This is a genomic window from Pseudomonas reinekei (assembly GCF_001945365.1).
Classification (GTDB): domain Bacteria; phylum Pseudomonadota; class Gammaproteobacteria; order Pseudomonadales; family Pseudomonadaceae; genus Aquipseudomonas; species Aquipseudomonas reinekei.
Window position 1 is genome coordinate 79,860 of the sequence record NZ_MSTQ01000018.1, and the last position, 21,910, is coordinate 101,769.

The window sequence follows — 21,910 nt, forward strand, 5'->3', positions numbered from 1 at the left end:
GATTAACCCTCGACACGCAGCATGTAGTAAGCCTTGTTGATCATCCCGCGATTCTCGGGAGTATCCTGGACTTCTACAGTGTGACCGATGCGACGCAGACCCAGACCCTTAACGCACAGCTTGTGGTTAGGGATGCGGCCGGTCATGCTTTTGATCAGCGTTACTTTTACGGTAGCCATGATCAGAAGATCTCCTTGACGCTTTTGCCACGCTTGGCGGCAATGGATTCAGGAGACTGCATTGCTTTCAAACCCTTGAAAGTGGCGTGAACCACGTTTACCGGGTTAGTCGAGCCGTAGCACTTGGCCAGAACGTTCTGAACGCCAGCAACTTCGAGAACGGCACGCATTGCGCCGCCAGCGATGATACCGGTACCTTCAGAAGCAGGCTGCATGTACACCTTCGAAGCGCCGTGCGCGGACTTCATTGCGTACTGCAGAGTGGTGCCGTTCAGATCAACCTGGATCATGTTGCGGCGAGCAGCTTCCATTGCCTTCTGGATCGCAGCAGGCACTTCACGCGACTTGCCACGGCCGAAGCCAACACGGCCCTTACCATCACCAACCACGGTCAACGCGGTGAAAGTGAAGATACGGCCGCCTTTAACGGTTTTGGCTACGCGGTTAACTTGAACCAGCTTCTCAATGTAGCCTTCGTCGCGCTTTTGGTCGTTATTTGACATAACTTAGAACTCCAGCCCAGCTTCACGAGCAGCATCAGCCAGCGCTTTAACGCGGCCGTGGTACTTGAAGCCAGAGCGGTCGAAAGCCACCTGCGAGACGCCAGCGGCCTTAGCACGCGTAGCGACCAGCTGGCCAACCTTAGTGGCCGCGTCGATGTTGCCAGTGGCGCCATCACGCAGTTCTTTATCCAAAGTCGAGGCACTTGCCAGGACTTTGTTGCCGTCGGCCGAAATGACCTGGGCGTAGATGTGCTGCGAAGAGCGGAACACGCAGAGACGCACGACTTCGAGTTCGTGCATTTTCAGGCGTGCTTTGCGAGCGCGACGCAGTCGAGTAACTTTTTTGTCGGTCATTTGCTATGCCCTACTTCTTCTTGGCTTCTTTACGACGGACGACTTCGTCCGCGTAGCGCACACCTTTGCCTTTGTACGGCTCTGGTGGACGGAAGTCGCGGATCTCGGCGGCCACTTGACCTACCAGCTGCTTGTCGATGCCCTTGATCAGGATATCGGTCTGGCTAGGAGTCTCAGCGGTGATGCCTTCCGGCAGTTCGTAATCCACTGGGTGCGAGAAGCCAAGAGCCAGGTTCAGCACTGTGCCTTTAGCTTGCGCTTTGTAACCAACACCGACCAGCTGGAGCTTGCGCTCGAAGCCTTGGCTTACGCCTTGGACCATGTTGTTTACCAACGCACGAGTGGTACCAGCCATTGCGCGAGTCTGCTGATCGCCATTGCGAGCAGCAAAACGCAGCTCACCGGCTTCTTCAACGATCTCAACGGACGAATGGATGTTCAGTTCGAGAGTGCCCTTGGCACCCTTCACCGAAAGCTGTTGGCCTGCGAATTTTACTTCGACACCGGCTGGCAGCTTAACGGGGTTCTTAGCGACGCGAGACATGCTTATCCCCCCTTAGAACACAGTGCAAAGAACTTCGCCGCCGACACCGGCAGCGCGCGCAGCACGATCAGTCATCACACCCTTGTTGGTGGAGACGATAGACACACCGAGACCGCCACGAACTTTCGGCAGATCTTCGACGGACTTGTACTGACGCAGGCCTGGACGGCTAACGCGCTTCACTTCTTCGATAACCGGACGGCCTTCGAAATATTTCAGCTCGATAGACAGCAGTGGTTTGGTTTCGCTGCTGATCTGATAACCCGCAATGTAACCTTCGTCCTTCAGGACTTTGGCAACAGCTACCTTCAAAGTAGAAGATGGCATGCTTACGACGGACTTTTCAGCCATCTGGGCATTACGGATTCGAGTTAGCATGTCCGCTAACGGGTCCTGCATACTCATGGGCTAGACGCTCCTAATACAGAAAAATTAGCCTTGCGGCTACTACGTGTCGCCGAGAATCTCCGAGCGTATAAAAACACGGGCTCAGGCGAGCCGGGTATTCTAGACACACCCCAGAAATGAATCAAGCCCCAAAAGGGGCTTGATTCAGATTCAAGGCCACCGGCGGTCAGGATCTTGCGAACCCGAACACCGAGACTTTGACAGTACTTACCAGCTGGCTTTAACCAGACCTGGTACGTCACCACGCATTGCCGCTTCACGCAGTTTGTTACGGCCAAGGCCGAACTTGCGGTAAACGCCGTGTGGACGACCGGTCAGGCGGCAGCGGTTGCGCATGCGCGAAGCGCTTGCGTCACGTGGCTGCTTCTGCAGGGCTACTGTAGCTTCCCAACGCGCTTCTGGACTTGCGTTCAGATCAACGATGATTGCTTTCAGTGCTGCACGCTTTTTGGCGTACTTGGCAACCGTGAGCTGACGCTTCAGCTCGCGGTTTTTCATGCTCATCTTGGCCATGGTCCTACTCCAATCAGTTGCGGAACGGGAATTTGAACGCACGCAGCAGAGCGCGGCCTTCATCATCGTTCTTGGCAGTGGTGGTCAGGGTAATGTCCAGACCGCGGAGAGCATCGATCTTGTCGTAGTCGATTTCCGGGAAGATGATCTGCTCTTTTACGCCCATGCTGTAGTTACCACGACCATCGAAGGACTTGGCATTCAGGCCGCGGAAGTCGCGAACCCGAGGCAGGGAGATCGACAGCAGACGATCCAGGAACTCGTACATACGCTCACGGCGCAGGGTCACTTTGACGCCGATCGGCCAACCTTCACGGACTTTAAAGCCAGCGATGGATTTGCGAGCGTAGGTCACAACGACTTTCTGGCCGGTGATCTTTTCCAGGTCAGCAACAGCGTGCTCGATGACTTTTTTGTCGCCGATCGCTTCGCCCAGACCCATGTTCAGGGTGATTTTGGTAACGCGCGGAACTTCCATCACGTTCGAAAGCTTAAGTTCTTCCTTAAGTTTCGGAGCGATTTCCTTCCGGTAAATCTCTTTTAGTCGTGCCATGGTCTTCTACCTAGCAGTGTTCAAGCATCAACCGCTTTTTGGGTCGACTTGAAGACACGAATTTTCTTACCGTCTTCTACTTTGAAACCAACGCGGTCAGCCTTGTTGGTTTCGCCGTTGAAGATGGCGACGTTGGAAGCGTGCAGTGGCGCTTCTTTCTCGACGATACCGCCTTGTACGCCCGACATCGGGTTAGGCTTGGTATGACGCTTGACCAGGTTCAGACCACCAACAACCAGACGGTTGTCAGCAAGAACCTTCAGCACCTTACCGCGCTTACCTTTGTCTTTGCCGGCGATCACGATGATCTCGTCGTCACGACGAATCTTTTGCATGTCGGATCTCCTTACAGCACTTCTGGGGCGAGCGAGACGATCTTCATGAACTTCTCAGTACGAAGTTCACGGGTCACTGGCCCAAAGATACGGGTGCCGATCGGCTCTTGCTTGTTGTTCAGAAGAACAGCAGCGTTGCCATCAAAGCGGATAATGGAGCCATCAGCACGACGTACGCCGTGACGAGTGCGGACGACAACAGCAGTCATCACTTGGCCTTTTTTCACTTTACCGCGAGGAATTGCTTCCTTGACGGTAACTTTGATGATGTCACCGATACCAGCGTAACGACGATGGGAGCCACCCAGCACCTTGATGCACATAACACGGCGAGCGCCGCTGTTATCGGCCACATCGAGCATGGATTGAGTCTGAATCATATAATTTCTCCGACCCCTAGTCCTTAGACTTCCACAGCGCGTTCGAGAACATCAACCAGCGCCCAAGACTTGGTCTTGGCCAAAGGACGAGTTTCACGAATAGTGACTTTGTCGCCGATGTGGCACTGATTGGTTTCGTCGTGCGCGTGCAGCTTAGTCGAACGCTTAACGTATTTACCGTAGATCGGGTGCTTAACGCGACGCTCGATCAGAACGGTGATGGTTTTGTCCATCTTGTCGCTGACAACACGGCCAGTCAGCGTACGGACAGTTTTTTCGGCTTCAGCCATGATTACTTACCTGCCTGCTGGTTGAGCACAGTCTTCACGCGAGCGATGTCACGCTTAACTTGCGAGAGCAGATGAGACTGCCCCAACTGGCCAGTTGCTTTCTGCATGCGCAGATTGAACTGGTCGCGCAGCAGGCCGAGCAGTTGCTCGTTCAGCTGCTGTGCGGATTTTTCACGAAGTTCATTCGCTTTCATCACATCACCGTCCGTTTAACAAAGGAGGTGGCGAGCGGCAGCTTTGCAGCAGCCAGGGCGAAAGCCTCACGCGCCAGCTCTTCAGAAACACCCTCGATTTCATACAGGACTTTGCCTGGCTGAATCTGGGCAACCCAGTATTCCACGTTACCCTTACCTTTACCCATACGAACCTCGAGAGGCTTTTTGGAGATCGGCTTGTCCGGGAATACACGGATCCAGATCTTGCCGCCACGTTTTACGTGACGGGTCAGAGCACGACGCGCTGACTCGATCTGACGAGCGGTGAGACGACCGCGAGCAACAGACTTCAGCGCGAACTCGCCGAAGCTGACTTTGCTACCGCGCAATGCCAGGCCACGGTTGTGACCAGTCATTTGCTTGCGGAACTTCGTACGCTTTGGTTGCAACATTTGGCGTACCCCTTACTTAGCAGCTTTTTTACGAGGCGCTGGTGCTTGTGGTTTCAGTTCTTCTTGGCGACCACCAATTACTTCGCCTTTGAAGATCCAAACCTTTACACCGATCACACCATAAGTGGTGTGAGCTTCGTAGTTGGCATAGTCGATGTCGGCACGCAGGGTGTGCAATGGCACACGACCTTCGCGATACCATTCAGTACGTGCGATTTCAGCACCGCCGAGACGACCGCTCACTTGGATTTTGATGCCTTTGGCACCAATGCGCATGGCGTTCTGTACAGCGCGCTTCATAGCGCGACGGAACATTACGCGACGCTCCAGCTGCTGAGCTACGCTCTGCGCAACCAGCATACCGTCGAGCTCCGGCTTACGGATCTCTTCGATATTGATGTGCACAGGCACACCCATTTGCTTGGTCAGGTCCTGACGCAGTTTCTCAACATCTTCACCTTTCTTCCCGATAACGATACCTGGACGAGCGGTGTGGATGGTGATACGTGCAGTTTGGGCCGGACGATGGATATCGATACGGCTTACGGACGCGCTTTTTAGTTTGTCTTGGAGATACTCACGCACCTTCAGATCAGCGAACAAGTAGTCCGCATAAGTCCGACCGTCTGCGTACCAGACGGAGGTGTGCTCCTTGACGATTCCCAGGCGAATGCCAATGGGATGTACTTTCTGACCCATCTCTTCGACTCCGTTACTTGTCAGCAACCTTGACAGTGATATGGCAAGACCGCTTGACGATGCGATCAGCACGGCCTTTGGCACGTGGCATGATGCGCTTCAGCGAACGCCCTTCGTTGACGAAAACGGTGCTGACCTTCAGGTCATCAACGTCTGCGCCTTCGTTATGCTCGGCGTTGGCTACGGCCGACTCCAGCACTTTCTTCATGATCTCGGCGGCTTTCTTACTGCTGAAAGCCAACAGGTTGAGCGCTTCGCCCACCTTCTTCCCGCGGATCTGGTCGGCGACCAAGCGGGCTTTCTGGGCGGAGATTCGAGCGCCCGACAACTTAGCGGCTACTTCCATTTCCTAACCCCTTAACGCTTGGCTTTCTTGTCTGCCACGTGCCCGCGATAAGTGCGGGTACCGGCGAACTCGCCCAGTTTGTGGCCGACCATGTCTTCGTTAACGAGAACTGGGACGTGTTGACGACCGTTGTGTACTGCGATGGTCAAACCGACCATTTGTGGCAGGATCATCGAACGACGCGACCAGGTTTTAACTGGTTTGCGATCGTTCTTTTCCGCCGCCACTTCGATCTTCTTCAGTAGGTGAAGATCGATAAAAGGACCTTTTTTCAGAGAACGTGGCACTGTCGTATCCCTCTATTTACTTGCGACGACGGACGATCATTTTGTCGGTACGCTTATTACCACGAGTCTTCGCGCCCTTAGTCGGGAAGCCCCATGGCGATACCGGATGACGACCACCAGAGGTACGACCTTCACCACCACCATGTGGGTGGTCAACCGGGTTCATGGCAACACCACGAACGGTTGGGCGAACGCCACGCCAGCGTTTGGCACCCGCTTTACCCAGCGAACGCAGGCTGTGCTCGGAGTTCGAGACTTCGCCCAGGGTCGCACGGCATTCAGCCAGGACTTTACGCATTTCACCGGAACGCAGACGCAGGGTAACGTAAACGCCTTCACGAGCGATCAGCTGAGCCGAAGCACCAGCGGAACGAGCGATCTGTGCGCCTTTACCTGGCTTCAGTTCGATGCCGTGTACGGTAGAACCAACTGGAATGTTGCGCAGTTGCAGAGCGTTGCCTGGCTTGATTGGAGCCAGGGCACCTGCGATCAGCGTGTCGCCAGCACTCACACCCTTAGGGGCGATGATGTAACGGCGCTCGCCGTCTGCGTAGCAGAGCAGTGCGATGTGAGCAGTACGGTTTGGATCGTATTCGATACGCTCGACAGTGGCGACGATGCCATCTTTGTCGTTGCGACGGAAATCGACCATACGGTAATGCTGCTTATGACCACCACCGATGTGACGAGTGGTAATACGGCCATTGTTGTTACGACCACCAGTCTTCGACTTCTTCTCGAGCAGCGGTGCGTGAGGAGCGCCTTTATGCAGCTCCTGGTTGACCACCTTGACCACAAAACGGCGGCCAGGGGAAGTCGGTTTGCATTTAACGATTGCCATGATGCACCCCTTCCTTACTCAGCACTGCTGCTGAAATCGAGATCTTGGCCTGGCTGAAGGGAGATAACTGCCTTCTTCCAGTCATTACGCTTGCCCAGACCGCGAGCAGTACGCTTGCTCTTACCCAGAACATTCAGGGTAGTAACACGCTCTACTTTCACGCTGAACAGGCTTTCGACGGCCTTCTTGATTTCCAGCTTGGTTGCGTCAGTAGCAACCTTGAAAACGAACTGGCCTTTCTTGTCTGCCAGAACCGTAGCCTTCTCGGAAACGTGCGGGCCAAGCAGAACTTTAAATACGCGTTCCTGGTTCATCCCAGCAGCTCCTCGAATTTCTTCACGGCCGACACGGTGATCAACACCTTGTCGTATGCGATCAGACTAACTGGATCGGAACCTTGCACGTCACGTACATCTACGTGTGGCAGGTTACGAGCAGCCAGGTACAGGTTCTGATCAACAGCGTCCGACACGATCAGAACGTCGGTCAGGCTCATGTTGTTCAGTTTGCCCAGCAGGTCTTTGGTTTTCGGCGTTTCAACGGCGAAATCCTGAACCACGACCAGACGATCAGTACGCACCAGCTCAGCAAGGATGGAACGCATTGCTGCGCGATACATCTTCTTGTTCAGCTTCTGGGAGTGATCCTGAGGACGAGCTGCGAAAGTGGTACCGCCGCCACGCCAGATTGGGCTACGGATAGTACCGGCACGAGCACGGCCAGTACCTTTCTGACGCCATGGGCGCTTACCGCCACCACGAACGTCGGAACGGGTCTTTTGCTGCTTGCTACCTTGACGGCCGCCGGCCATGTAGGCCACGACTGCTTGGTGAACCAGCGTCTCGTTAAACTCGCCGCCAAATGTCAGTTCGGAAACTTCGATCGCTTGAGCGTCATTTACATTTAATTGCATGTCAGCTTCCCCTTAACCGCGAGCCTTGGCTGCTGGACGTACAACCAAGTTGCCGCCAGTAGCGCCAGGAACAGCGCCCTTGACCAACAACAGATTGCGTTCAGCGTCCACGCGCACTACTTCGAGGGACTGCACGGTCACGCGCTCAGCGCCCATATGACCGGACATTTTTTTGCCCTTGAATACACGACCAGGAGTCTGGCACTGGCCGATAGAGCCTGGAACGCGGTGGGATACGGAGTTACCGTGGGTGTTATCTTGCCCGCGGAAATTCCAACGCTTGATCGTACCCTGGAAGCCTTTACCCTTGGACTGACCGGTTACATCAACCAGTTGACCAGCGGCGAAGATTTCAGCGTTGATCAGATCGCCGGCCTGGTACTCGCCTTCTTCAAGGCGGAATTCCATTACGGTACGACCAGCGGCAACGTTCGCTTTAGCGAAGTGGCCAGCCTGAGCTGCTGTTACACGCGAAGCGCGACGCTCGCCGACAGTGACTTGCACTGCACGATAGCCATCGGTCTCTTCAGTTTTGAACTGGGTGACGCGATTCGGCTCGATCTCAATGACCGTGACCGGAATGGAGACACCTTCTTCGGTGAAAATACGGGTCATACCGCATTTACGACCGACTACACCAATAGTCATGTTGTAAACCTCATGAGTGTACGGGGCTTTCACCCGCTATGGCCGCCCATTTCAGAGCGTTACACGACTAAGACCGAGTCTTAGCCGAGGCTGATCTGCACTTCCACACCGGCCGCAAGATCAAGCTTCATAAGAGCATCAACGGTTTTATCCGTTGGCTGGACAATGTCCAGAACGCGCTTATGAGTACGGATCTCGTACTGGTCACGCGCGTCTTTGTTGACGTGCGGGGAGACCAGAACGGTGAACCGCTCTTTACGGGTAGGCAGTGGAATTGGACCACGCACTTGAGCACCAGTACGTTTCGCGGTTTCCACGATTTCCTGGGTTGATTGGTCGATCAGGCGATGGTCGAAAGCCTTCAACCTGATACGGATTTGCTGATTTTGCATTGGATTTCAGACTCCGGCTGCTATTCCCACCGGGCGCAATACGCCCGTTAAAAGGAGGCGCAATTCTATAGACGCCCCAGATAGGTGTCAACCCAATAAAAAAGCCCCCGCTGAGCGGGGGCCTTTCAAAGCATCGAAGCTATCTCAAAAGAGATGCTTACTCGATGATTTTAGCTACAACGCCAGCACCAACGGTACGGCCGCCTTCACGAATAGCGAAGCGCAGACCGTCTTCCATTGCGATGGTTTTGATCAGGGTAACAGTCATCTGAATGTTGTCACCCGGCATTACCATTTCAACGCCTTCTGGCAGCTCGCAGTTACCGGTCACGTCAGTAGTACGGAAGTAGAACTGTGGACGGTAGCCTTTGAAGAACGGAGTGTGACGACCGCCTTCTTCCTTGCTCAGAACGTAAACTTCTGCGGTGAACTTGGTGTGCGGCTTAACCGAACCCGGCTTAACCAGAACCTGACCACGCTCAACGTCGTCACGCTTGGTGCCACGCAGCAGAACGCCGCAGTTCTCGCCAGCACGACCTTCGTCGAGCAGCTTGCGGAACATCTCAACACCGGTGCAGGTGGTGGTGGTGGTGTCACGCAGACCAACGATTTCCAGTGCATCTTGAACGCGAACGATACCGCGCTCGATACGACCAGTCACAACAGTACCGCGACCCGAGATCGAGAATACGTCTTCGATTGGCATCAGGAATGGCTTGTCGATAGCACGCTCTGGCTCTGGGATGTAGGTATCCAGAGTCTCAACCAGCTTACGAACGGCAGTGGTGCCCATTTCGTTGTCGTCTTTGCCTTCCAGCGCCATACGAGCAGAACCGATGATGATCGGAGTGTCGTCGCCTGGGAAGTCATAGGTGGACAGCAGGTCGCGAACTTCCATCTCAACCAGTTCCAACAGCTCAGCGTCGTCTACCAGGTCAGCCTTGTTCAGGAAAACCACGATGTACGGAACGCCTACCTGACGGGACAGCAGGATGTGCTCACGGGTTTGTGGCATCGGACCATCAGCGGCCGAGCAAACCAGGATGGCGCCGTCCATCTGGGCAGCACCGGTGATCATGTTCTTCACGTAGTCAGCGTGACCTGGGCAGTCAACGTGAGCGTAGTGACGAATGTTCGAGTTGTACTCGACGTGCGCGGTGTTGATGGTGATACCACGAGCCTTTTCTTCTGGCGCGCTGTCGATCTTGTCGAATTCAACTACGGCCGAACCGAAAACTTCGGAGCAGACGCGAGTCAGAGCAGCGGTCAGAGTGGTTTTACCGTGGTCAACGTGACCGATGGTGCCAACGTTGACGTGCGGTAGGGAACGATCAAATTTTTCTTTAGCCACGACAATTAACTCCTTGCCTAAAGGACTGAATCAGCCTTGTTTTTTGGTAACGGTTTCGACGATGTGCGACGGAGCCGTATTGTATTTTTTGAATTCCATAGAGTAGCTTGCGCGACCCTGAGACATCGAACGAACGTCGGTCGCATAACCGAACATCTCGCCCAACGGAACTTCAGCACGGATAACCTTACCGGAAACCGTATCTTCCATACCCAGAATCATGCCGCGACGACGGTTCAGGTCGCCCATCACGTCACCCATATAGTCTTCAGGCGTAACAACCTCTACCGCCATGATCGGCTCGAGCAACTCACCACCGCCCTTCTGGGCCAGTTGCTTGGTCGCCATGGAAGCAGCCACCTTAAACGCCATCTCGTTCGAGTCGACGTCGTGGTAAGAACCATCAAACACGGTAGCCTTCAGGCCGATCAGCGGATAGCCGGCAACAACACCGTTCTTCATCTGCTCTTCGATACCCTTCTGGATAGCCGGGATGTATTCCTTAGGAACCACACCACCCACTACTTCGTTCAGGAATTGCAGACCTTCCTGACCTTCGTCAGCAGGTGCAAAACGAATCCAGCAATGACCGAACTGGCCACGACCGCCGGACTGACGAACGAACTTGCCTTCGATTTCGCAGCTCTTCGTGATGCGCTCACGATAGGAAACCTGAGGCTTACCGATGTTGGCTTCGACGTTGAACTCGCGGCGCATCCGGTCAACCAGGATGTCCAAGTGCAACTCGCCCATGCCAGAGATGATCGTTTGACCAGTCTCTTCATCAGTTTTTACGCGGAAAGACGGGTCTTCCTGAGCTAGTTTGCCCAGAGCGATACCCATTTTTTCCTGGTCATCCTTGGTCTTAGGCTCAACGGCAACCGAAATAACCGGCTCCGGGAAGTCCATGCGAACCAGGATGATTGGCTTGTCAGCGTTGCACAAGGTTTCACCAGTGGTGACGTCCTTCATGCCGATCAGGGCCGCGATGTCACCAGCGCGTACTTCCTTGATCTCTTCACGGGCGTTTGCGTGCATTTGCACCATACGACCCACGCGCTCTTTCTTGCCTTTAACCGAGTTGATCACGCCGTCGCCGGAGGCCAACACGCCCGAGTAAACTCGAACGAAGGTCAAGGTACCCACGAACGGGTCAGTAGCGATCTTGAACGCCAGAGCCGAGAACGGCTCGTTGTCGTCCGCGTGACGCTCCATCTGCTTTTCCTCGTCATCCGGGTCAGTACCCTTGATGGCAGGAATGTCAGTTGGTGCAGGCAGGTAGTCGATAACGGCGTCGAGAACCAGAGGAACACCCTTGTTCTTGAAGGAAGAACCGCAAACAGCCAGAACGATCTCACCAGCAATAGTACGCTGACGCAGAGCGGCCTTGATTTCCTCGGTGGTGAGCTCTTCACCTTCGAGGTACTTGTTCATCAGCTCTTCGCTGGCTTCGGCCGCAGCCTCAACCATGTTGCTGCGCCACTCTTCAGCCAGCTCCTGCAGTTCAGCAGGGATAGCTTCGCGACGTGGAGTCATGCCTTTGTCAGCATCGTTCCAGTAAACAGCTTCCATGGTCATCAGATCGATCTGACCCTGGAAGTTGTCTTCGGAACCGATAGCCAACTGGATCGGCACAGGAGTGTGACCCAGACGCTGCTTGATCTGAGCGATCACGCGCAGGAAGTTCGCGCCGGCACGGTCCATTTTGTTCACGTAAACGATACGCGGAACACCGTATTTGTTGGCTTGACGCCATACGGTTTCGGACTGCGGCTCAACGCCGGAAGTACCACAGAACACAACGACAGCACCGTCGAGTACGCGCAGGGAACGCTCAACTTCAATAGTGAAGTCTACGTGGCCCGGGGTATCGATGACGTTGAAGCGGTATTGGTCTTTGTGCTGCTTGGCCGAACCCTGCCAGAAGGCGGTAATGGCAGCAGAAGTAATGGTAATACCACGCTCCTGCTCCTGCACCATCCAGTCAGTGGTCGCAGCGCCGTCATGCACTTCGCCCATCTTGTGGCTTTTGCCAGTGTAAAAAAGGACGCGCTCGGTGGTGGTGGTTTTACCAGCATCCACGTGAGCAACGATACCAATGTTACGGTAGCGATTAATCGGTGTAGTACGAGCCATAAAGCCCTCGCAAAATTAGTGACGCTAAAATTAGAAGCGGTAGTGCGAGAAAGCTTTGTTAGCTTCAGCCATACGGTGCACGTCTTCACGCTTCTTAACTGCAGCACCTTTACCTTCGGCAGCGTCCAACAGTTCGCCAGCCAAACGCAGAGCCATAGACTTCTCGCCGCGCTTACGGGCGAAGTCTACCAACCAGCGCATTGCCAGAGCGTTACGACGGGACGGACGAACTTCAACCGGAACCTGGTAAGTAGCGCCGCCTACACGGCGCGACTTTACTTCGACCAGCGGAGCGATGGCGTCGAGAGCTTTCTCGAAGATTTCCAGGGGGTCGCTGTTCTTGCGTTCTTTAACCTTTTCCAGCGCGCCATAAACGATACGCTCGGCAACGGCTTTCTTGCCGCTTTCCATCACGTGGTTCATGAACTTGGCCAGGATTTGGCTTCCGTATTTTGGATCGTCAAGCACTTCGCGCTTGGCTGCTACGCGTCTTCTTGGCATGGATAAGCCCTCAAACGGTCTTCAGGTTCGCTCGGAATCGGTGCCCTGTACGGGACGCCTCCGACCTTACTCTTATCGACTCAGAAAATAGAAAATCAGTTTTACAAAAAGCCGCTACTACTTAGGCTTCTTGGTACCGTACTTCGAACGACCCTGGTTACGACCTTTAACGCCGGAAGTATCCAAAGAACCGCGAACGGTGTGATAACGAACACCCGGCAAGTCTTTTACACGACCGCCGCGGATCAGTACCACGCTGTGCTCTTGCAGGTTGTGGCCTTCACCACCGATGTACGAGGAAACCTCGAAACCGTTGGTCAGACGCACACGGCATACTTTACGCAGTGCCGAGTTAGGTTTTTTCGGCGTAGTGGTATACACACGGGTGCACACGCCACGACGTTGCGGGCAGTTCTGCAGCGCAGGTACGTCGGATTTCTCGACGATACGCTTACGCGGCTGACGTACCAGCTGGTTGATAGTTGCCATCTACTAGCTCCACTGTTGTCTTGCGACGCTATTGTCTTGCAAGAAAAGCAAAATGGCAGGAACGAATCCCCGCCAAATTTAGGGGTACAAGAGTCTAAAGAGGATCTTGTCCCCAGTCAAGGCAAGGCCCCGACCTCTCCACCCATCGAACCTCGACAAATTGTCTGGATTCGATGAACGGAGCTGCCAGGGCCTTACGCTCATTTATCGCAGAACTCAGTTACCGCTAGAGTTCAGCGCTTCGGTCAGTGCAGCTTCCACTTCACTGGCGCTTACGCGCAACGGCTTGTCGGCATCACGACGACGCTTACGCTCGCTGTGATAAGCCAGGCCGGTACCAGCCGGGATCAGACGACCCACGACCACGTTTTCTTTCAGGCCGCGCAGGTAATCGCGCTTGCCGGTTACCGCCGCTTCGGTCAGTACGCGAGTGGTTTCCTGGAAGGAAGCCGCCGAGATGAACGATTCGGTGGACAGCGATGCCTTGGTGATACCCAGCAGAACGCGAGTGAACTTGGAGACAAATTTGTCTTCAGTCGCCAGGCGCTCGTTCTCTACCAGAACGTGAGTCAATTCCATCTGGTCGCCCTTGATGAAACTGGAATCGCCGGATTCAGCAATTTCAACTTTACGCAGCATCTGACGCAGGATGGTCTCGATGTGCTTATCGTTGATCTTCACGCCTTGCAGACGGTAAACATCCTGGATCTCGTTAACGATGTACTTGGCCAGCGCACTCACACCCAGCAGACGCAGGATGTCGTGTGGATCGCTCGGGCCGTCGGAGATAACTTCGCCGCGGTTTACCTGCTCGCCTTCGAACACGTTCAGGTGACGCCACTTCGGAATCAGCTCTTCATACGGATCGCTACCGTCGTTCGGAGTAATGACCAGACGGCGCTTGCCCTTGGTCTCTTTACCGAACGCGATGGTGCCGCTGACTTCAGCCAGAATCGACGCTTCCTTCGGACGACGAGCTTCGAACAAGTCGGCAACACGCGGCAGACCACCGGTGATGTCACGGGTCTTCGAAGTCTCTTGCGGGATACGAGCGATAACGTCACCGATGGCGATCTTCGCACCATCCGCTACACCGACCAAGGCGTTGGCTGGCAGGAAGTACTGAGCGATAACGTCAGTGCCTGGCAGCAACAGATCCTTGCCGTTGTCGTCGACCATCTTCACGGCAGGACGGATATCCTTACCCGCCGCTGGACGGTCTTTGGCATCGAGTACTTCAATGTTGGTCATACCGGTCAATTCGTCAGTCTGACGCTTGATCGTGATGCCTTCTTCCATACCCACGTAGGTCACGGTACCTTTCATTTCGGTAACGATTGGGTGAGTGTGCGGATCCCACTTGGCCACGATTGCGCCAGCGTCGACCTTGTCACCTTCTTTAACCGAAATCACAGCACCGTATGGCAGCTTGTAACGCTCACGCTCACGACCGAAGTCATCAGCGATGGCCAGCTCACCGGAACGGGACACAGCAACCAGGTGACCATCCACTCGCTCAACGTGCTTCAGGTTGTGCAGACGGACAGTACCGCCATTCTTCACCTGAACGCTGTCAGCAGCGGAGGTCCGGCTTGCCGCACCACCGATGTGGAACGTACGCATCGTCAGCTGGGTACCCGGCTCACCGATCGACTGAGCAGCGATTACGCCGACAGCTTCACCGATGTTCACCTGGTGACCACGAGCCAAGTCACGGCCGTAGCATTTGGCACAAATGCCGTAGCGGGTTTCGCAGCTGATCGGCGAACGCACGATCACTTCGTCGATGCTGTTCAGCTCGATGAATTCAACCCACTTCTCGTCTACCAGCGTGCCGGCAGGAACGATAACGTCCTCGGTACCTGGCTTGAATACGTCACGGGCAATAACACGACCCAATACGCGCTCACCCAGCGGTTCTACAACGTCACCGCCTTCAATGTGCGGAGTCATCAGCAGACCGTGTTCGGTGCCGCAATCGATCTCGGTTACAACCAGATCTTGCGCAACGTCTACCAGACGACGAGTCAGGTAACCCGAGTTCGCCGTTTTCAACGCGGTATCCGCCAGACCTTTACGAGCACCGTGAGTCGAGATGAAGTACTGAAGTACGCTCAAACCTTCACGGAAGTTCGCAGTAATCGGCGTTTCAATGATGGAACCGTCCGGCTTGGCCATCAGGCCACGCATACCGGCCAGCTGACGAATCTGTGCCGCGGAACCCCGCGCACCCGAGTCGGCCATCATGTACATCGAGTTAAAAGACTCCTGGTCGACTTCGACGCCATGGCGGTCGATGACTTTCTCTTTCGAGAGGTTGGCCATCATTGCCTTGGAAACTTCGTCGTTCGCCTTGGACCAAAGGTCGATCACTTTGTTGTACTTCTCGCCCTGGGTTACCAGGCCGGAGGCGTACTGACTTTCGATTTCTTTCACTTCATCGGTAGCAGCACCAATGATGCGGGCTTTTTCATCCGGGATAACGAAGTCGTTAACGCCGATGGAAACGCCGGAAATGGTCGAATAGGCAAAACCGGTGTACATCAACTGGTCAGCGAAGATCACGGTCTCTTTCAGACCAACCACGCGGTAGCACTGGTTGATCAGCTTGGAGATCGCCTTTTTCTTCATCGGCAGGTTGACGACGTCGTACGACAGACCTTTTGGCACAACCTGGAACAACAGCGCACGGCCGACAGTAGTGTCGACGATACGGGTGCTGGTCACGCTGCCGCCGTCACGGTCGTTGACGGTTTCGTTGATCCGCACTTTGACTTTAGCGTGCAGTGCGGCTTCGCCGGCACGGAACACGCGGTCAACTTCCTGCAGATCCGCGAACACACGACCTTCGCCTTTGGCGTTGATCGCTTCACGAGTCATGTAGTACAGACCCAATACAACGTCCTGCGACGGAACGATGATTGGCTCACCGTTGGCTGGCGACAGAATGTTGTTGGTCGACATCATCAACGCACGCGCTTCCAGCTGGGCTTCCAGCGTCAGCGGTACGTGCACGGCCATTTGGTCGCCGTCGAAGTCGGCGTTGTACGCGGCGCAGACCAGAGGGTGCAGCTGGATAGCCTTACCTTCGATCAGTACCGGTTCAAACGCCTGGATACCCAGACGGTGAAGGGTCGGTGCACGGTTGAGAAGAACCGGGTGTTCGCGAATCACTTCAGCGAGAACGTCCCAAACTTCCGGCAGCTCGCGCTCAACCATCTTCTTGGCGGCTTTGATGGTGGTAGCCAGACCACGCATTTCCAGCTTGCCGAAAATGAAAGGCTTGAACAGCTCGAGAGCCATCTTCTTCGGCAGACCGCACTGGTGCAGACGCAGAGTCGGGCCTACGGTAATAACCGAACGACCGGAGTAGTCAACACGCTTACCGAGCAAGTTCTGACGGAAACGACCCTGCTTACCCTTGATCATGTCAGCCAGGGATTTCAGAGGACGCTTGTTGGAACCGGTGATAGCGCGGCCACGACGACCGTTGTCGAGCAGTGCGTCGACAGCTTCCTGCAACATACGCTTTTCGTTGCGCACGATGATGTCCGGTGCGGACAGATCCAGCAGGCGCTTCAAACGGTTGTTACGATTGATCACTCGACGATACAGATCGTTGAGGTCGGAAGTCGCGAAGCGACCGCCATCCAGCGGGACCAGTGGACGCAGATCTGGCGGCAGAACCGGCAGAACGGTCAGCACCATCCACTCTGGAAGGTTGCCGGAACCCTGGAAGGCTTCCATCAACTTAAGACGCTTGGACAGCTTCTTGATCTTGGTTTCGGAGTTGGTTTGCGGAATTTCTTCGCGCAGACGGCCAATCTCGTGCTCCAGGTCGATCGCGTGCAGCAGTTCACGAACAGCTTCGGCACCCATGCGGGCATCGAAATCGTCGCCGAACTCTTCCAGCGCTTCGAAGTACTGCTCGTCGTTCAGCAGCTGACCTTTTTCAAGGGTAGTCATGCCTGGATCGATAACGACATAGCTCTCGAAGTAGAGAACGCGCTCGATATCACGCAGGGTCATGTCCATCAGCAAGCCGATACGGGACGGCAGCGATTTCAAAAACCAGATATGGGCAACAGGCGAGGCCAGTTCGATGTGCGCCATGCGCTCACGACGAACTTTTGCCAGCGCGACTTCTACGCCGCACTTCTCGCAGATCACACCGCGATGCTTCAAGCGCTTGTACTTACCGCACAGGCACTCGTAATCCTTTACCGGGCCAAAGATCTTGGCGCAGAACAGGCCGTCACGCTCAGGTTTGAACGTACGGTAGTTAATGGTTTCCGGCTTTTTAACTTCACCGAACGACCACGAACGGATCATCTCAGGCGATGCCAATCCGATACGGATGGCGTCGAACTCTTCGACTTGACCCTGGTTTTTCAGCAAATTCAGTAGGTCTTTCAAGGCCTTTCCTCCTGGCGGAGCAGAGAGCGGGCAATCCTGCCCCGCTCTCGATTCGCGTCACGTGTTATTCGGTTTCCAGATCGATATCGATGCCGAGGGAACGAATTTCCTTGATCAACACGTTGAAGGACTCGGGCATGCCCGGCTCCATACGGTGATCGCCATCCACGATGTTTTTGTACATCTTGGTACGGCCGTTCACATCGTCCGACTTCACTGTGAGCATTTCTTGCAGAGTGTAAGCAGCACCGTATGCTTCCAGTGCCCAGACCTCCATCTCCCCGAAACGCTGACCACCGAACTGCGCCTTACCACCCAGCGGTTGCTGGGTAACCAGGCTGTACGAACCGGTAGAACGAGCGTGCATCTTGTCGTCTACCAAGTGGTTCAGCTTCAGCATGTACATGTAGCCAACGGTAACCGGGCGCTCGAACTTGTTGCCGGTACGGCCGTCGGTCAGCTGCATCTGGCCGCTTTCTGGCAGGTCTGCCAGTTTCAGCATGGCCTTGATTTCGCTTTCCTTGGCGCCGTCGAACACTGGAGTGGCCATCGGAACGCCGCCACGCAGGTTTTGAGCCAGATCCAGGATTTCCTGATCCGAGAAGTCATCGAGGCTTTCCTGACGACCGCCGATCTCGTTATAGATCTCGTGCAGGAATTTACGCAGCTCGGCAACTTTACGCTGCTCTTCAACCATACGATTGATCTTCTCGCCCAGACCTTTGGCCGCGAGGCCCAGGTGGGTTTCGAGGATCTGACCAACGTTCATACGCGAAGGTACGCCCAACGGGTTGAGAACGACGTCGACCGGGGTGCCATTGGCATCGTGCGGCATGTCTTCAACCGGCATGATCACGGAGACCACACCCTTGTTACCGTGACGACCGGCCATCTTGTCGCCCGGTTGGATGCGACGACGGATTGCCAGGTAAACCTTGACGATTTTCAGCACGCCTGGAGCCAGGTCATCGCCCTGCTGCAGTTTGCGCTTCTTGTCTTCGAACTTGTCGTCCAGCAGACGGCGACGATCAACGATGTAGGCCTGAGCCTTCTCGAGCTGCTCGTTCAGAGCATCTTCAGCCATGCGCAGTTTGAACCACTGGCCGTGCTCAAGACCGTCGAGGACTTCATCGGTGATGTCCTGGCCTTTCTTCAGACCGGCGCCGCCTTCGGCTTTGTGGCCGACCAGAGCGGAACGCAGACGTTCGAAAGTAGCACCTTCGACGATACGGAACTCTTCGTTCAAGTCCTTGCGGATCTCGTCGAGCTGGGACTTCTCGATCGACAGCGCACGAGCATCACGCTCAACGCCGTCACGGGTGAAGACCTGTACGTCAATGACAGTGCCTTTGGTACCGGTAGGTACGCGCAGGGAGGTGTCTTTAACGTCGCTGGCTTTCTCACCGAAGATCGCACGCAGCAGCTTTTCTTCCGGAGTCAGCTGGGTCTCGCCTTTCGGAGTGACCTTACCAACCAGGATGTCGCCTGCGCCTACTTCAGCACCCACGTAAACGATACCGGCTTCGTCCAGCTTGTTCAGTGCAGCCTCACCCACGTTCGGGATGTCCGCAGTGATTTCCTCTGGACCAAGCTTGGTGTCACGGGCCACACAGGTCAGTTCCTGAATGTGGATCGTGGTGAAACGGTCTTCTTGAACAACGCGCTCCGACAGGCAGATGGAGTCTTCGAAGTTGAAGCCGTTCCATGCCATGAAGGCGATGCGCATGTTCTGACCCAGCGCCAGTTCACCCATGTCGGTGGACGGGCCATCGGCCATGATGTCGCTACGCTGAACCCGATCACCTTTACGCACCAGCGGACGCTGGTTGATGCAAGTGTTCTGGTTGGAGCGGGTGTACTTGGTCAGGTTGTAGATGTCGACACCAGCTTCACCGGTTTCAACTTCATCATCAGCAACACGAACCACGATACGGCTGGCGTCGACAGAGTCGATCACGCCGCCACGACGAGCCACGACGCAAACGCCGGAGTCACGGGCAACGTTACGCTCCATGCCGGTACCTACCAGCGGCTTGTCAGCACGCAGGGTTGGTACAGCTTGACGCTGCATGTTCGAACCCATCAACGCACGGTTGGCGTCGTCGTGCTCGAGGAACGGAATCAGCGACGCAGCAACCGAAACTACCTGCTTCGGCGAAACGTCCATCAAGGTGACGTCTTCCGGCGCCTTAACGGTGAATTCGTTCAAGTGACGAACAGCTACCAGCTCGTCGATCAGGACTTTCTTGTCGTTCATCGTGGCCGAAGCCTGAGCGATCACGTGATCAGCTTCTTCGATGGCGGACAGGAATACGATCTCGTCGGTGACCAGTGCGTCTTTCACCACACGGTACGGACTCTCGAGGAAGCCGTACTGGTTGGTGCGCGCATAGGCAGCCAGGGAGTTGATCAGACCGATGTTCGGACCTTCCGGCGTTTCAATCGGGCATACACGACCGTAGTGGGTCGGGTGTACGTCTCGAACTTCAAAGCCAGCGCGCTCACGAGTCAGACCGCCAGGGCCGAGTGCAGAGACACGACGCTTGTGGGTGATCTCGGACAGCGGGTTGTTCTGGTCCATGAACTGGGACAGCTGGCTGGAACCGAAGAACTCTTTCACCGCCGCAGCGACTGGCTTGGCGTTGATCAGGTCTTGCGGCATCAGGCCTTCGCTTTCAGCCATCGACAGACGCTCTTTGACCGCACGCTCAACACGCACCAGGCCAACGCGGAACTGGTTCTCAGCCATTTCGCCTACGCAGCGAACACGACGGTTACCCAGGTGGTCGATGTCATCGACGATGCCTTTACCGTTACGGATGTCGACCAGAGTCTTCAATACCGCGACGATGTCTTCCTTGCACAGCACGCCCGAACCTTCGATCTCGGTACGACCGATACGACGGTTGAACTTCATCCGGCCGACCGCAGACAGGTCATAGCGCTCAGGGCTGAAGAACAGGTTGTTGAACAGGGTTTCGGCAGCGTCTTTGGTTGGCGGCTCGCCAGGACGCATCATGCGATAGATCTCGACCAGCGCTTCCAGTTGGTTGCTGGTGGAGTCGATCTTCAGCGTGTCGGAGACGAACGGACCACAGTCGATGTCGTTGGTGTACAGAGTTTCGATGCGAACAACGCCGGCCTTGGCGATTTTCGCCAGGATCTCGGTGTTCAGCTCAGTGTTGCACTCTGCCAGGATTTCGCCGGTTGCCGGATGCACGATGACCTTGGCGGTAGTGCGACCCAGAACGTAGTCCAATGGCACTTCCAGCTCTTTGATCCCGGCTTTTTCCAGCTGGTTGATGTGGCGAGCAGTGATACGACGACCTTGCTCGACAATAACCTTGCCTTTGTCGTCCTGGATATCCAGAACAGCGATTTCACCACGCAGACGCTGAGGCACCAGTTCCAGGCTCAGGCTCTCGCCTTTCACATGGAACACGTTGGTGGTGTAGAACGCGTCCAGTACTTCCTCGGTGGTATAGCCGAGCGCGCGGAGCAACACCGATGCAGGCAACTTGCGGCGACGGTCGATACGTACGAACACGCAGTCTTTCGGGTCGAACTCGAAGTCCAGCCACGAACCGCGGTAAGGAATGATGCGCGCGGAGTACAGCAGTTTACCGGAGCTGTGCGTCTTGCCACGATCGTGGTCGAAGAACACGCCCGGGGAACGGTGCAGCTGGGAAACGATTACACGCTCGGTACCGTTGATTACGAAGGTACCGTTCTCAGTCATCAGGGGGATTTCACCCATGTAGACTTCTTGCTCTTTGATGTCCTTGATCGCTTTGTTCGACGATTCTTTGTCGAAAATGATCAGGCGCACTTTTACCCGCAAAGGTACGGCGTAAGTTACACCGCGCAATACGCATTCTTTGACATCAAATGCCGGTTCGCCCAGACGATATCCGACGTACTCCAGCGCAGCATTGCCGGAGTAGCTGATGATCGGGAAAACGGATTTGAAGGCCGCATGCAGGCCCACGTCGCGGAACTGATCTTTAGTCGCTCCCGCTTGCAAGAATTCACGATACGAATCCAGCTGGATGGCCAGGAGGTACGGCACATCCATGACGTCCGGCAACTTGCTAAAGTCCTTGCGGATACGTTTTTTCTCAGTATATGAGTAAGCCATCAGCGTTCCCCAGCTTGGTCACCTGCTTGTTTGGCCCCTCCCGACGGGAGCAGCCAGAAAATCGTGCAAACCCCATGGTTTGCGCCA

General features: G+C 55.2%; 26 protein-coding genes. All 26 read right to left on the reverse strand.

Features of this window, described 5'->3' with window-relative positions:
• Window positions 1-2: 2 nt before the first annotated feature.
• The gene (gene rpmD, locus BVK86_RS23445) at window positions 3-179 is read right to left on the reverse strand and encodes a 50S ribosomal protein L30 (protein WP_003176408.1); all 177 of its coding nucleotides are present in this window, start codon (window positions 177-179) and stop codon (window positions 3-5) included.
• 2 nt (window positions 180-181) lie between these two features.
• Entirely contained in the window at window positions 182-682 is a 501-nt protein-coding gene (rpsE, locus tag BVK86_RS23450; RefSeq protein ID WP_003186035.1) for a 30S ribosomal protein S5, read from the reverse strand.
• A gap of 3 nt (window positions 683-685) precedes the next feature.
• Entirely contained in the window at window positions 686-1,036 is a 351-nt protein-coding gene (gene rplR, locus BVK86_RS23455; protein ID WP_003186037.1) for a 50S ribosomal protein L18, read from the reverse strand.
• Between the two features lie 10 nt (window positions 1,037-1,046).
• Window positions 1,047-1,580, reverse strand: coding sequence for a 50S ribosomal protein L6 (gene rplF, locus BVK86_RS23460; RefSeq protein ID WP_003176412.1), 534 nt, complete (start codon window positions 1,578-1,580; stop codon window positions 1,047-1,049).
• A 12-nt stretch (window positions 1,581-1,592) separates the two neighbouring features.
• Window positions 1,593-1,985, reverse strand: coding sequence for a 30S ribosomal protein S8 (gene rpsH / locus BVK86_RS23465; RefSeq protein WP_003228724.1), 393 nt, complete (start codon window positions 1,983-1,985; stop codon window positions 1,593-1,595).
• Window positions 1,986-2,195: 210 nt separating this feature from the next.
• Window positions 2,196-2,501 (reverse strand): 30S ribosomal protein S14, encoded by a 306-nt coding sequence (gene rpsN, locus BVK86_RS23470; protein WP_003176414.1) that lies wholly within the window; start codon window positions 2,499-2,501, stop codon window positions 2,196-2,198.
• A 13-nt stretch (window positions 2,502-2,514) separates the two neighbouring features.
• Window positions 2,515-3,054, reverse strand: a complete 540-nt coding sequence (gene rplE / locus BVK86_RS23475) for a 50S ribosomal protein L5 (RefSeq protein WP_003210069.1) — start codon at window positions 3,052-3,054, stop codon at window positions 2,515-2,517.
• Between the two features lie 20 nt (window positions 3,055-3,074).
• Window positions 3,075-3,389 carry a 50S ribosomal protein L24 gene (gene rplX / locus BVK86_RS23480; RefSeq protein WP_003186046.1) on the reverse strand — a complete coding sequence of 105 codons (315 nt, stop codon included), beginning with the start codon at window positions 3,387-3,389 and terminating at the stop codon, window positions 3,075-3,077.
• 11 nt (window positions 3,390-3,400) lie between these two features.
• The gene (rplN, locus tag BVK86_RS23485) at window positions 3,401-3,769 is read right to left on the reverse strand and encodes a 50S ribosomal protein L14 (RefSeq protein WP_002555479.1); all 369 of its coding nucleotides are present in this window, start codon (window positions 3,767-3,769) and stop codon (window positions 3,401-3,403) included.
• A 23-nt stretch (window positions 3,770-3,792) separates the two neighbouring features.
• Window positions 3,793-4,059, reverse strand: a complete 267-nt coding sequence (gene rpsQ, locus BVK86_RS23490; RefSeq protein WP_003176419.1) for a 30S ribosomal protein S17 — start codon at window positions 4,057-4,059, stop codon at window positions 3,793-3,795.
• 2 nt (window positions 4,060-4,061) lie between these two features.
• Window positions 4,062-4,253: a 50S ribosomal protein L29 gene (rpmC, locus tag BVK86_RS23495; protein ID WP_002555481.1), complete on the reverse strand. Its 192-nt coding sequence runs from the start codon at window positions 4,251-4,253 to the stop codon at window positions 4,062-4,064.
• Window positions 4,253-4,666: a 50S ribosomal protein L16 gene (gene rplP / locus BVK86_RS23500; RefSeq protein WP_003228729.1), complete on the reverse strand. Its 414-nt coding sequence runs from the start codon at window positions 4,664-4,666 to the stop codon at window positions 4,253-4,255. Before rplP ends, rpmC begins: the two co-directional genes overlap by 1 nt.
• Window positions 4,667-4,678: 12 nt before the next feature.
• Window positions 4,679-5,365: a 30S ribosomal protein S3 gene (gene rpsC / locus BVK86_RS23505; protein WP_003176422.1), complete on the reverse strand. Its 687-nt coding sequence runs from the start codon at window positions 5,363-5,365 to the stop codon at window positions 4,679-4,681.
• 13 nt (window positions 5,366-5,378) lie between these two features.
• Window positions 5,379-5,711 carry a 50S ribosomal protein L22 gene (gene rplV / locus BVK86_RS23510; protein WP_003103908.1) on the reverse strand — a complete coding sequence of 111 codons (333 nt, stop codon included), beginning with the start codon at window positions 5,709-5,711 and terminating at the stop codon, window positions 5,379-5,381.
• Window positions 5,712-5,722: 11 nt separating this feature from the next.
• Window positions 5,723-5,998: a 30S ribosomal protein S19 gene (gene rpsS, locus BVK86_RS23515; RefSeq protein WP_002555486.1), complete on the reverse strand. Its 276-nt coding sequence runs from the start codon at window positions 5,996-5,998 to the stop codon at window positions 5,723-5,725.
• Window positions 5,999-6,014: 16 nt separating this feature from the next.
• Entirely contained in the window at window positions 6,015-6,839 is an 825-nt protein-coding gene (rplB, locus tag BVK86_RS23520) for a 50S ribosomal protein L2 (RefSeq protein ID WP_008018194.1), read from the reverse strand.
• A 14-nt stretch (window positions 6,840-6,853) separates the two neighbouring features.
• Window positions 6,854-7,153 carry a 50S ribosomal protein L23 gene (gene rplW, locus BVK86_RS23525; protein ID WP_002555488.1) on the reverse strand — a complete coding sequence of 100 codons (300 nt, stop codon included), beginning with the start codon at window positions 7,151-7,153 and terminating at the stop codon, window positions 6,854-6,856.
• Window positions 7,150-7,752, reverse strand: a complete 603-nt coding sequence (gene rplD / locus BVK86_RS23530) for a 50S ribosomal protein L4 (RefSeq protein ID WP_003228735.1) — start codon at window positions 7,750-7,752, stop codon at window positions 7,150-7,152. The genes rplW and rplD overlap by 4 nt, the downstream gene beginning before the upstream one ends.
• Before the next feature lie 12 nt (window positions 7,753-7,764).
• Window positions 7,765-8,400, reverse strand: a complete 636-nt coding sequence (gene rplC / locus BVK86_RS23535) for a 50S ribosomal protein L3 (protein ID WP_003186059.1) — start codon at window positions 8,398-8,400, stop codon at window positions 7,765-7,767.
• An 80-nt stretch (window positions 8,401-8,480) separates the two neighbouring features.
• Window positions 8,481-8,792, reverse strand: coding sequence for a 30S ribosomal protein S10 (gene rpsJ / locus BVK86_RS23540; protein WP_003186070.1), 312 nt, complete (start codon window positions 8,790-8,792; stop codon window positions 8,481-8,483).
• 157 nt (window positions 8,793-8,949) lie between these two features.
• Window positions 8,950-10,143 carry an elongation factor Tu gene (gene tuf, locus BVK86_RS23545; RefSeq protein WP_008065716.1) on the reverse strand — a complete coding sequence of 398 codons (1,194 nt, stop codon included), beginning with the start codon at window positions 10,141-10,143 and terminating at the stop codon, window positions 8,950-8,952.
• A 30-nt stretch (window positions 10,144-10,173) separates the two neighbouring features.
• Window positions 10,174-12,279, reverse strand: coding sequence for an elongation factor G (fusA, locus tag BVK86_RS23550; protein WP_075948676.1), 2,106 nt, complete (start codon window positions 12,277-12,279; stop codon window positions 10,174-10,176).
• A 30-nt stretch (window positions 12,280-12,309) separates the two neighbouring features.
• Window positions 12,310-12,780, reverse strand: coding sequence for a 30S ribosomal protein S7 (rpsG, locus tag BVK86_RS23555; protein WP_002555493.1), 471 nt, complete (start codon window positions 12,778-12,780; stop codon window positions 12,310-12,312).
• A 117-nt stretch (window positions 12,781-12,897) separates the two neighbouring features.
• Entirely contained in the window at window positions 12,898-13,269 is a 372-nt protein-coding gene (rpsL, locus tag BVK86_RS23560; RefSeq protein ID WP_002555494.1) for a 30S ribosomal protein S12, read from the reverse strand.
• Between the two features lie 216 nt (window positions 13,270-13,485).
• Window positions 13,486-17,685, reverse strand: coding sequence for a DNA-directed RNA polymerase subunit beta' (rpoC, locus tag BVK86_RS23565; RefSeq protein WP_075948677.1), 4,200 nt, complete (start codon window positions 17,683-17,685; stop codon window positions 13,486-13,488).
• A gap of 64 nt (window positions 17,686-17,749) precedes the next feature.
• Window positions 17,750-21,823 (reverse strand): DNA-directed RNA polymerase subunit beta, encoded by a 4,074-nt coding sequence (rpoB, locus tag BVK86_RS23570; protein WP_075948678.1) that lies wholly within the window; start codon window positions 21,821-21,823, stop codon window positions 17,750-17,752.
• Between the last annotated feature and the right edge of the window lie 87 nt (window positions 21,824-21,910).